The organism is Ornithinibacillus contaminans, from assembly GCF_001038425.2.
Lineage (GTDB): Bacteria > Bacillota > Bacilli > Bacillales > Amphibacillaceae > Ornithinibacillus > Ornithinibacillus contaminans.
This window is the reverse complement of sequence record NZ_LDPV02000024.1, coordinates 124140-135704: the sequence shown is the minus strand read 5'-3', so window position 1 is coordinate 135704 and position 11565 is coordinate 124140. Positions and strand designations below refer to the sequence as shown.

Annotated in this window: 15 protein-coding genes; all 15 read left to right on the top strand. The window is 38.4% G+C overall.

Translation table 11 applies throughout. From position 1 onward, the window contains the following. Positions 1-4: 4 nt before the first annotated feature. Positions 5-985: a signal recognition particle-docking protein FtsY gene (ftsY, locus tag JF53_RS06110; protein WP_047981298.1), complete on the top strand. Its 981-nt coding sequence runs from the start codon at positions 5-7 to the stop codon at positions 983-985. Between the two features lie 96 nt (positions 986-1081). Further along, on the top strand, positions 1082-1408 hold the full coding sequence (locus tag JF53_RS06105; protein ID WP_047981297.1) for a putative DNA-binding protein: 327 nt from the start codon (positions 1082-1084) through the stop codon (positions 1406-1408). Between the two features lie 13 nt (positions 1409-1421). Continuing rightward, positions 1422-2771: a signal recognition particle protein gene (gene ffh, locus JF53_RS06100; protein WP_047981296.1), complete on the top strand. Its 1350-nt coding sequence runs from the start codon at positions 1422-1424 to the stop codon at positions 2769-2771. A gap of 120 nt (positions 2772-2891) precedes the next feature. Then, positions 2892-3161 carry a 30S ribosomal protein S16 gene (gene rpsP, locus JF53_RS06095; RefSeq protein ID WP_047981295.1) on the top strand — a complete coding sequence of 90 codons (270 nt, stop codon included), beginning with the start codon at positions 2892-2894 and terminating at the stop codon, positions 3159-3161. Between the two features lie 14 nt (positions 3162-3175). Then, a complete protein-coding gene (locus JF53_RS06090; protein WP_047981294.1) occupies positions 3176-3403 on the top strand; it encodes a KH domain-containing protein in 228 nt (75 codons plus the stop codon). A gap of 95 nt (positions 3404-3498) precedes the next feature. Continuing rightward, positions 3499-3888 carry a YlqD family protein gene (locus JF53_RS06085; protein WP_047981293.1) on the top strand — a complete coding sequence of 130 codons (390 nt, stop codon included), beginning with the start codon at positions 3499-3501 and terminating at the stop codon, positions 3886-3888. 12 nt (positions 3889-3900) lie between these two features. Further along, a complete protein-coding gene (rimM, locus tag JF53_RS06080) occupies positions 3901-4416 on the top strand; it encodes a ribosome maturation factor RimM (protein ID WP_047981292.1) in 516 nt (171 codons plus the stop codon). Beyond that, positions 4416-5162: a tRNA (guanosine(37)-N1)-methyltransferase TrmD gene (gene trmD, locus JF53_RS06075; protein WP_047981291.1), complete on the top strand. Its 747-nt coding sequence runs from the start codon at positions 4416-4418 to the stop codon at positions 5160-5162. The genes rimM and trmD overlap by 1 nt, the downstream gene beginning before the upstream one ends. A gap of 151 nt (positions 5163-5313) precedes the next feature. Then, the gene (rplS, locus tag JF53_RS06070) at positions 5314-5658 is read left to right on the top strand and encodes a 50S ribosomal protein L19 (RefSeq protein ID WP_047981290.1); all 345 of its coding nucleotides are present in this window, start codon (positions 5314-5316) and stop codon (positions 5656-5658) included. A 127-nt stretch (positions 5659-5785) separates the two neighbouring features. Beyond that, a complete protein-coding gene (gene lepB / locus JF53_RS06065) occupies positions 5786-6337 on the top strand; it encodes a signal peptidase I (RefSeq protein ID WP_047981289.1) in 552 nt (183 codons plus the stop codon). Positions 6338-6344: 7 nt separating this feature from the next. After that, the gene (gene ylqF, locus JF53_RS06060; RefSeq protein WP_047981288.1) at positions 6345-7199 is read left to right on the top strand and encodes a ribosome biogenesis GTPase YlqF; all 855 of its coding nucleotides are present in this window, start codon (positions 6345-6347) and stop codon (positions 7197-7199) included. Positions 7200-7286: 87 nt separating this feature from the next. Continuing rightward, a complete protein-coding gene (locus JF53_RS06055; protein WP_047981287.1) occupies positions 7287-8054 on the top strand; it encodes a ribonuclease HII in 768 nt (255 codons plus the stop codon). Between the two features lie 23 nt (positions 8055-8077). After that, complete coding sequence (locus JF53_RS06050) at positions 8078-9928, top strand: hypothetical protein (protein ID WP_047981286.1); 1851 nt, start codon at positions 8078-8080, stop codon at positions 9926-9928. Beyond that, the gene (locus JF53_RS06045; RefSeq protein WP_047981285.1) at positions 9925-10206 is read left to right on the top strand and encodes an EscU/YscU/HrcU family type III secretion system export apparatus switch protein; all 282 of its coding nucleotides are present in this window, start codon (positions 9925-9927) and stop codon (positions 10204-10206) included. The genes JF53_RS06050 and JF53_RS06045 overlap by 4 nt, the downstream gene beginning before the upstream one ends. Before the next feature lie 146 nt (positions 10207-10352). Next, positions 10353-11516, top strand: coding sequence for an ADP-forming succinate--CoA ligase subunit beta (gene sucC, locus JF53_RS06040; RefSeq protein ID WP_047981284.1), 1164 nt, complete (start codon positions 10353-10355; stop codon positions 11514-11516). Positions 11517-11565: the final 49 nt, after the last annotated feature.

Below are 11565 nucleotides of genomic sequence, written 5' to 3'. Positions count from 1 at the left end.
ATACATGAGCTTTATTCAAAAATTAAAAAGTAAATTTAAACAGGATAATCAAGAGGAAGTATCCACTAAGTATAAAGAAGGTATGGAAAAAACTCGCCAATCATTTTCGGGGAAAATTAATGATTTAATTGCGCGTTATCGTAAGGTGGATGAGGATTTCTTTGAAGAATTAGAAGAGCTCTTAATCACAGCTGATGTTGGCGTTATGACGGTAATGGACTTAATTGATGAGCTGAAATTTGAGGTGCAGCGCCGCAAAATTAGTGATACAAATGAGGTAAGGGATGTCATTTCCGAAAAATTAGTTGATATTTATTATGGCGATGATGATGCAGAAATCGAAACATTACAGTTGAACAAAGATGGTCTTTCAATTCTTTTAGTAGTCGGTGTAAATGGAGTTGGTAAAACGACTTCGATAGGAAAACTAGCCCATCAGCTAAAAGCGGAAGGAAAGCACGTTATGCTAGCGGCAGGTGATACCTTCCGTGCAGGTGCAATTGAACAATTAGAGGTTTGGGGGGAGCGTGCCGGTGTCGAGGTAATCAAACAAAATGCTGGTAGTGATCCAGCAGCCGTTATCTTTGATGCGATTAAAGCTGCTAAATCTCGGGAAGTTGATGTTCTTATCTGTGATACCGCTGGACGTCTTCAGAATAAGGTAAACCTTATGAACGAGCTTACTAAGGTTAAGCGTGTCATTGAACGCGAGGTTCCTGGTGCACCACATGAGGTATTACTAGTTCTAGATGCGACAACAGGACAAAATGCGCTCGTCCAAGCAAAGACATTTTCAGAAGCAACAAATGTATCTGGGATTATCCTGACAAAGCTAGATGGTACGGCTAAAGGTGGTATTGTTTTGGCAATCCGCAACGAACTGAAAATTCCAGTAAAATATGTAGGATTAGGCGAAAAGGCAGAGGATTTACAGAAATTTGATCCGAATGCTTTTGTATATGGTTTGTTTGCAGATATGCTATGATTTAACTGAATCATAACATGGTATTCTACTTGCAAAAGGAACAATGCTTCGATATGATTAAATGTAAAGGATTTTCACTTAACAAGGGGTGGAGAAATGCTAGAGAAAACGACAAGAATGAATTATTTATTAGATTTTTACCAGGCATTATTAACACCCAAACAACGTAATTACATGGAAATGTATTATTTAGAGGACTATTCGTTGGGGGAAATTTCAGAAGAGGCAGCTGTTTCAAGGCAAGCTGTTTATGATAATATTAAGCGAACTGAAACAATGCTTGAGTCCTATGAAAAGAAATTACACTTGTATGAAAAGTTTGAACAGCGGATGAAGCTGATTCAGAAACTTGATAAGCGAATTGCTGATTTAGGAGATCAAGCGCTTATCTCGTATATGAATGAATTAAAAGAATTAGATTAGGGGGACACCTTCTATGGCATTTGAAGGCTTGGCCGACCGTTTACAAAGTACGATTAAAAAAATTACTGGAAAAGGGAAGGTTTCCGAGCAAGATGTTAAGGAAATGACCCGAGAGATCCGTCTTGCGCTACTTGAGGCGGATGTCAATTTTAAGGTTGTAAAAGATTTAATAAACCGTATTAAGGAACGAGCAGTTGGTCAGGAGGTAATGGAAAGCCTAACTCCTGGTCAACAGGTCATTAAGGTTGTGAAAGAGGAATTAACCGACTTAATGGGTGGTGAACAGAGCAAGATTGCCGTAAGTGACCGTCCACCAACAGTCATCATGATGGTTGGATTACAAGGTGCGGGTAAAACGACAACAACTGGTAAGCTTGCTAATCTATTACGAAAAAAACACAATCGTTCACCATTGTTAGTTGCGGCTGATATTTATCGACCTGCAGCAATCAAGCAATTAGAGACATTAGGCGGACAACTCGATATGCCTGTGTTCTCCATGGGAACAGAGGTTAGTCCAGTTGATATTGCCAAACAGGCAATTGAAAAAGCAAAAACAGAGCATTACGATTATGTGCTTATTGATACTGCTGGGCGACTACATGTGGATACCGATTTAATGGACGAACTAACGCAAATAAAAGCTAGTGTAAATCCCGACGAAATATTCCTAGTCGTGGATGCGATGACAGGTCAGGATGCGGTTAATGTAGCTGAAAGCTTTCATAATCAGTTAGACATTACTGGTGTTGTATTAACAAAGCTTGACGGTGATACGCGAGGCGGTGCAGCACTATCCATTAAAGCTGTTACAGGGAAATCGATTAAATTCGCAGGTATGGGTGAAAAACTCGATCAGCTGGAAGCTTTTCATCCAGAACGGATGGCATCTCGTATTCTTGGAATGGGAGACGTTTTAACGTTAATCGAGAAAGCCCAAGCTTCAGTGGATGAAAAACAAGCCAAAGCATTAGAAGAAAAGATGCGCACAGCATCATTTACATTCGATGATTTCTTGGAGCAAATGAGCCAGGTACGCAATATGGGGCCATTAGATGATCTATTAGCAATGATCCCTGGTGCGAATAAGATGAAGGGCTTGAAGAATGCACAGGTCGATGAAAAACAGCTTGCCCATGTGGAAGCGATCATTCAATCAATGACCAAAAAAGAGCGACAAGACCCAAGTATTATGAATGCTAGTCGTAAGAAACGAATTGCTACTGGATCAGGTACATCCGTATCACAGGTCAATCGTCTGTTAAAACAATTTGATGAAATGAAAAAGATGATGAAGCAAATGACCAATATGCAGAAAGGGAAGAAGGGTAAAGGCCTTAAGCTCCCTTTCAATCCGTTTTAAAAGGTATTATATCGGGATCTAGAGATAAAAAATAGGATGTAATGCAAAAACCCTTTACAGACAAATAAGTTTCTGTTAGAATTTATTCTTGTGAGAAACATAATAATGGAGGTGCAAGTAATGGCAGTAAAAATTCGTCTAAAGCGTATGGGGTCTAAAAGAAATCCTTTTTACCGTATCGTTGTAGCTGATTCACGTTCTCCTCGTGACGGACGTTCTATTGAACAAATTGGAACTTATAACCCTGTAGTTGATCCAGTTGAAGTTAAAATAGATGAAGCAAAAGCACTTGATTGGATGACAAAAGGTGCAAAACCAAGTGATACAGTACGTAACTTATTTTCAAAAGAAGGCATCATGAAAAAATTCCACGACCAAAAAACTAAGTAAAGTAGTGTGATATCATGAAAGCCCTAATTGAATCGATTGTTACACCATTAGTCGATTACCCAGAAGATGTTGTTGTAACCGAAAAGGAAGAAGATACGAAGCTCGTATTTCATCTAACGGTTAATCAGAATGACGTTGGAAAAGTAATTGGTAAAAACGGGCGTATTGCTAAAGCAATTCGTACAGTGGTTTATGCTGCGAAAACGGATGCTAACAAACGAATCTATTTGGATATTATGTAAAGGGAAGGGGAAACCTTTCCCTTTTTACACATACCTAGGATTTTTTCACATCATTGGACCGCTTGATAAATTCGGCCTGAGAGTGAGGAACGAACGTGAACATCATAAAAAAAATCGTCATTAAACAAGTGATAACAGAAAAAAGTAAGCGGCTATTACATGAAAAATTTACGAATCATAAAATGCGGCTTGAACAAGAGTGTCAACAGCTGTTATTCGAACAACGAAAATTACAGCATAAAAAAGGAATTTCCAAGCAAGAATTACAAAATCGCTTCCAAGGGGAAATTAATAAGCGAAAAGATAAAATAAAGCTTCTAGAGTTTAAACGCAATCAATTGGAAATGCTAGAAATTGGTAGTGAAATTGTAGAACGTGAAGTTGAAGCTCTTGTTGAAGTGAAGGTTGGCACGCATTGGAATGAAATTATGGAACAAACAGCAATCGTCATCAAGGATGACGTAGTAGTACGAATTGATAATTAGCAGGTGAGAATAATGAATGAGAAATTATTTACAGTAGGAAAAATTATTAACACACACGGAATTCGTGGTGAGGTCAAGGTATTACGTATTAGTGATTTTGAGGAACGATTTAGTCTAGGTAACCGTCTCTTACTCGTAAAAGATGACCAGGTTGTAAAAGAATTAACTATTTCAGCTCATCGTATCCATAAAGGGTTTGATTTGCTTCGTTTTGAAGGATATGAGTCTATTAATGATGTAGAGCCAATGAAAGAATCCTATTTAAAAATAACAGAGTCGCAGCTTACAGAGCTTGATGAAGATGAATTTTACTACCATGAAATTATTGGATGTGAGGTTGTTACAACGACTGGGGCTAGCATTGGAATTATTAAAGAAATCTTATCACCTGGTGCGAATGATGTATGGGTCATAAAGCAACCGAAGGGGAAGGATGTTTTAATTCCATATATTGAAGATGTAGTGCTTGAAGTGGATATTCCTAATAAGCATGTAGTCATTGAACCAATGGAAGGATTGCTTGATTAATGCATATTGACATTGTAACCCTGTTTCCAGAAATGATTGAAACGGTGTTTAACACCTCAATATTGAAGAAGGCACAGGAAAAAAATAAGTTTAGTTACCAACTTGTTAATTTTCGTGAGTATACGGAAAATAAGCATAATAAGGTAGATGACTATCCTTACGGTGGTGGTGCTGGTATGGTATTAGCACCACAACCTGTTTTTGATGCAGTGGAAGCTATAACGAATGAAAAAGCAACAAAGCCTCGTGTTGTCCTCATGTGTCCACAAGGGGAACGTTATACACAAGCAAAAGCCGAAGAATTCGCACAGGCAGATCACTTGGTCATTATTTGTGGGCATTATGAAGGCTATGATGAACGTATTCGAGAACACCTTGTAACAGATGAGATCTCCATTGGGGATTATGTGTTAACAGGTGGGGAGCTTGGGGCGATGGTAGTAGTGGACAGTGTGGTAAGGCTGTTACCGGACGTCCTCGGAAATCAGGAATCAGCACCACAGGATTCTTTTTCAACAGGCTTGCTGGAGCACCCACATTATACTAGACCAGCGGATTTTAGAGGGATGAAGGTTCCTGAAGTCTTGCTATCAGGTGATCATGGAAAAATCGAAACATGGCGTCGGAAGGAATCATTAAAGCGGACTTACGAGCGACGTCGTGATTTGTTAGTGGATTATCCGTTAACAGAGGTAGACAAACGATTATTAAATGAAATAATGGATGAAGAGACTAGTAATAACTAAACTACGCTATATTTTAATAAAATCTAGTTGATGTCATAGTCCAATTATGTTATATTAATTATTGTGCTTAAGTGTGATTAAGTGCGTATAAACGATGTTCCGCTGTTACCACTCGGAAATATGAGCATTGGTTTGGAAGGAGTGAAGCAGGATGCAAAAATTAATCGAAGACATCACAAAAGATCAGCTTCGTAACGATCATCCTGATTTCCGCCCAGGAGATACTGTAAAAGTTCACGTTAAAGTTGTCGAAGGCTCTCGTGAACGTATCCAGGTATTCGAAGGTGTCGTTATTAAACGTCAAAACGGTGGAATCAGCGAGACATTTACAGTAAGAAAAATTTCTTACGGTGTAGGTGTGGAACGTACTTTCCCAGTACATTCTCCTCGTATTGATAAAATCGAAGTTTCTCGTCGCGGTGTTGTACGTCGTGCGAAACTATACTATCTTCGTAACCTACGCGGAAAAGCAGCACGTATTAAAGAACGTCGATAAGACGCGAAATCGAAGAATGCAATTAGAAAGGAGCTTGGTACTTTGTTCAAGCTCCTTTTTACATCATAAAAAAGGTATCGTTGCTTAAAATAATGGTATGAATGTTGTTCGTGTTGGAGGTTAGAATATGGCAAAGAAAAAGAACGAATGGTTTGATTGGATAAAAGCATTATTAATTGCGATTGTATTAGCATTTATAGTAAGAACATTCCTATTTACACCAATTGTTGTAGACGGTCCATCTATGCAACCAACCCTCCATGATCGGGATCAAATGATAGTGAATAAGTTTCCCTATCGATTTGAGGAACCAGAACGATTTGATGTTGTTGTATTTCATGCCAACGATCAAAAAGATTTTATTAAACGGGTAATTGGATTACCAGGAGAACATATAGCGTATAAAGATAATGTATTGTACATAAATGGACAACCTATAGAGGAAAAGTTTTTACGTGAGAATAAAGAACATATCGAAGTAACAACGAATAATTTTACACTAGAGGAATTAGTTGGTAATTATAGTACCATTCCAGAAGGCTATGTATTTGTGTTAGGTGATAACCGGACCAATTCGACTGATAGTAGATTGCTTGGACCAATTCCGATTGATCAAATTGTTGGAAAAGCAAGTGTTATCTATTGGCCGTTCGATAGATGGCAATTTATAGGAGAGTAGATTTTACATGACAATTCAGTGGTTTCCTGGTCACATGGCCAAGGCGCGTAGAGAAATTGAAGAGAAGTTAAAACTCGTTGATTTTGTCGTTGAATTAGTGGATGCAAGAGCTCCATTATCATCACAAAATCCAATGCTTCATCAAGTGCTAAATAATAAAGCAAAAATGATATTATTAATGAAGCGTGATTTAGCTGATGCAAAGGTTACGAATGAATGGATCGAGTATTTTCAAGCCAAGGAGATTCCTGCTCTAGCTGTGAATGTAAATGACAAGAGTGATATTAACCGTGTTATACAGCTAGCGAAGGAATTAGGACAAATCAAATTAGATAAATTGATGAAAAAAGGGATTAAACCACGAGCAGCAAGAGCGATGATTGTTGGGATTCCGAATGTAGGTAAATCTACGTTAATTAATCGACTTGCTAACAAAAAAATCGCTAAAGTAGGAGACCGTCCAGGTGTAACGAAGCAACAGCTTTGGATTAAGGTTAAAAAGGATTTTGAACTACTAGATACTCCAGGTATCTTGTGGCCGAAGTTCGAGGACCAAATGGTTGGTTATCGGTTAGCCGCAATTGGTACCATTAAAGATCAATTATTAGCATTACAGGATATTGTTGCTTTTGTAATAACCTATATGAAATCGCACTATCCGAAACTGCTAGAAGAACGTTATAGTATTCCTGCCGAGCTAGAGGATATGGCAGAAATCTTTGTTCAAATTGGTAACTTACGAGGCGCCTTAGAAAGTGGCGGGAATGTTAACTTTGATAAAGTAGCAGATATTTTTCTACGTGATTTACGAACCGGGCGACTAGGTAATGTAACTTTAGAGCATCCTCAAGAAGCAGAATAATGGCATGCATCTGATAAAGATGGATGCTTTTTATTCTTTTATAATAGTATTTTTATGCCGATATATATAGATAGAGAGGTGTTAAGCATGGAGAAGCAATCCATAACGACATTAAGGAATTTACTACAAGCAGGAAAGTTAACCGATGCACAGATTGAAGCAATGAAGAAAGATACACGTAAAGGCGTCCAACAACTCCTAACTACATACGAAAAGCAAAAAATAAAACAAGTAGCATTGGAAAAAGCTTTTGTTGAAATGTGTCACTATGAGCGAAATGCTACTGCTTCTGGTAAACGTTATATTGCTGGAATTGATGAAGCGGGAAGAGGACCACTGGCTGGTCCAGTTGTGGCAGCAGCAGTAATATTGCCAAGTGATTTTAAATTATTAGGGTTAAATGACTCTAAACAAGTATCAGAGACAGCTAGGGATATGTACTTTGACTACATTATAGAACACGCCACGAGTTACCATATTGCGGTAGTAGACAGTGATGTAATTGATCAAATGAATATTTTAGAGGCGACAAAATTAGCAATGAAGGATGCCTTAACACAACTAAATCCACCGGCAGATCATGTTTTGATAGATGCGGTTGAGCTAAGTAATTTACCTTGTAGCCAAGAGGCGATTATTAAAGGTGATGCGAAGAGTATTTCGATAGCAGCTGCTAGTATTTTAGCGAAAGTAACGAGAGATCGAATCATGAAGGAAATTCATGAAGAATATCCGATGTACGATTTTAAGTCTAATATGGGGTATGGTACAAAATTTCACATGGAAAGACTTGCAGAGTACGGGGTTTCCCCATATCATCGCAAGTCATTTGCTCCAGTTCGAGAATGTTTATAGGTTGTAATAGGAGGTGAATCTAATTGAGTATCCAAAAAATTATTGGTAGTCCAGCAGCTAGAATAAAGGACCTGGAACAAAACCTACGTTCTGGACAGATTATTCAAGGTAGAATTTTAAAGCTTTTTCCAACAAATAAAGCACTTATTCAACTAGGACCACAGCAAATGGTTGCTCAATTAGAAGCATCACTTGAAATGGGGGCAAGGTATCATTTTCAGGTTCAAAGTGGTGAGAACCTTCTATATCTCAAGGTGTTAGGGAACGCATTAAAAGTTAATGATCCATTTGTCGTGCTTGATTTACTAAAACAATTAGGACTTAATCAGTCAAAGGTAAATCAGACATTTGTTGAGGGGCTATTGCAGCAAAAAATCCCTTTTGATAAACAGCAATTGCAACAGGCGCTTCCGTTACTGGATGCTGCATCTAATAAGTCACTGGCACAGGCTGTTTTATATGAGATGATTGCACGTAAATTGCCGATTCGCCCTGCAGTATTTCAGGCATTCTATACGAAGCAAGATAATACATTAGCTAATCTATTATCAACACTTCAACAAACGTTACAAGCTCCAAGTAGCGTGTCACCTAGTTTGAAGGGGGAACTGTTACAGCAGTTAAGTCAATTAACTGGTCAACCTATTGCAGTTCCGAATAAGCTAGTCGGCCCAAATCTGACAGATTTACAAGCTCAACCACGAATAAATCATCCCGCAGAAATATCGGTTGCCAAGCTGAACGTAAATGGCGAAGAGTCCACAGGGAATCAAGTGCCGGTTAGAAGTTTGGAGGCTGCGGTAAAGCAACTAGTACAATTAACACAACAGCCATCGTTGTTCCATGTATTAAAGGCAACTGGCGTCATTGCACGGGACGTTCAACTTTCTGACTGGCGCAATCAAATATCCCAATTGATGGATGGTGGAGGACCTGCTAAACAGTCCGATGCCATAACACTTACCAAAGCAATTACACAAGTTGTAGACAAGTTCCCACAACTTCAACAGCTATCGAACACTGTTTTACAGCAATGGGGAAATATACTGCACACGAGTATTGCGAATGGAGTCTCACTAACCGGGGAACAATTTGCAAAACTAGACCAAGAAGTTCAACAAAAATTAGGTCAGCTAGTACCAACTAGTAGTCACCAGCTTCAGAATACCCCTGTTTCGTTACGTAATTTAATCATTGATTTAGAAATTCTAGCAAATGAACAGAATGGTAGGACGATGGAGCCATTAGTTCAACAATCTATCAAGCATCAGTTTCTAGAGCAGACCCAATTCGTACTTCAACAAACTGGTATACAGTATGAAAAGGCAATTGCCGATGGTCAGCAGGTACCTGAGGCGACTATCAAAAGTATGCTGTTACAACTCATTGGGCAAGCTGATGGAACTACACAGGAGCAGGCAAATAAACTGCTGCAATTCATTAACGGAATGCAACTGCAAAGTGTTACAGAAACCGATAGCATTATTCAAGCGGCTATCAGTATTCCTGCTGAAAAACTAGGATTACAACGTGACATGGAGCTGGAGTTTGAAGGGAAAAAGACGGAGTCAGGGGACATTAATCCAGATTACTGTCGGATTATTTTTTACCTTGATCTAGCACATCTGAAGAAAACAGTAATTGATATGAATGTTCAAAAGCGGGCCATTACATTAACCGTATTAAATGATCAAAACATCAGTGCGATAACGAATTCGTTTAAACCAGCGTTAAAAGAAGGACTCGAAAAATTAAACTATCAGCTTACTTCTATTTCATGTAAGCCATTAACAAATAAGGAAGCTAAAACGGTAGCAAAATCTGTGAATCACGCGCAGCGAGTTTCGTATCAAGGAGTTGATTTTCGCATATGAAAGAGAAAAGACAAACAGCGGTTGCATTAAGCTATGATCAAGAAAAAGAATTTGCACCAAGAATAGCAGCCACAGGAAGAGGATTAATCGCTGATACGATAATCGAAAAGGCAAAAGAAAATGAAATTCCAATTATGGAGGATGCATCTTTAGTAGAAATTCTAGCCAAGCTTGATATTAATGAAAAAATACCACAAGAGTTGTATCAAGCGGTTGCAGAAGTATTTGCATTTATCTATCGAACAGACCAAAAAATGGAACAAACAAGTCGTAACTAGTCATTTAGGATTGAGCGAAATGTTTTGCTTTAATCATTTTTGCTTTGTCCGTCGAGATTAGTTCAAGTTTTCTAATTCTTTTCTTGTTATATTGTAGGATTTTTAATACAATGAACTTGCAGTGAATTTTGATGGGAGGATATAGAATGAATATTCATGAGTATCAAGGGAAAGAAATTTTACGCAACTATGGTGTAAAAGTTCCTAATGGATATGTTGCCTATACAGTAGATGAAGCTGTAGAAGCTGCGAAAAAATTAGGCACTAATGTTACCGTTGTCAAAGCACAAATTCACGCTGGTGGCCGTGGTAAGGCTGGTGGTGTAAAGGTTGCTAAGAATTTGGACGAGGTACGTACATATGCTGATGAAATTCTCGGTAAAACACTTGTTACACATCAAACAGGTCCAGAGGGGAAAGAAGTTAAGCGCTTGCTTATCGAAGAAGGCTGCGATATTAAGAAAGAATATTATGTTGGGGTAGTGTTAGACCGGGCGACTTCACGTGTTGTCATGATGGCATCGGAAGAAGGCGGAACCGAAATTGAAGAAGTGGCAGCAAAAACACCAGAGAAGATTTTTAAAGAAGTCATTGATCCAGTGGTTGGATTATCTGGTTATCAAGCTCGCAGACTAGCATTTAATATAAATATTCCAGATGAATTATTAAATAAAGCTGTTAAATTTATGACTGGATTATATCAAGCATTTGTGGAAAAAGATTGTTCTATTGCTGAGATTAATCCATTAGTTACAACTGGTGATGGAGAAGTACTAGCATTAGATGCGAAATTAAACTTTGATGACAATGCACTGTACCGTCAAAAAGACGTACTAGAGTATCGTGATTTAGACGAGGAAGACGAAAAGGAAATTGAAGCATCCAAATATGACTTAAGCTATGTTGCCTTAGACGGAAACATTGGGTGTATGGTTAATGGAGCAGGGCTTGCAATGTCAACAATGGACATTATTAAGCATTATGGCGGAGAACCGGCTAACTTCTTAGACGTTGGGGGCGGTGCGACTGCTGAAAAAGTAACCGAAGCATTTAAAATCATTTTATCTGACAAAAATGTAAAAGGTATTTTCGTTAATATTTTTGGTGGAATTATGAAATGTGACGTTATTGCTGAAGGTGTTGTAGAAGCAACAAAACAGGTTGGCTTAAGCTTACCATTGGTTGTTCGTTTAGAAGGTACCAATGTCGACTTAGGTAAGAAAATTCTAGATGAGTCTGGTTTGAATATTATTTCTGCAGATTCCATGGCAGATGGCGCAGAAAAAATCGTTTCCTTAGTAAAAGCATAATCAATGAAATCTTGTATGTTATGAGACTAGTTTCGAGAAAGGACGGACG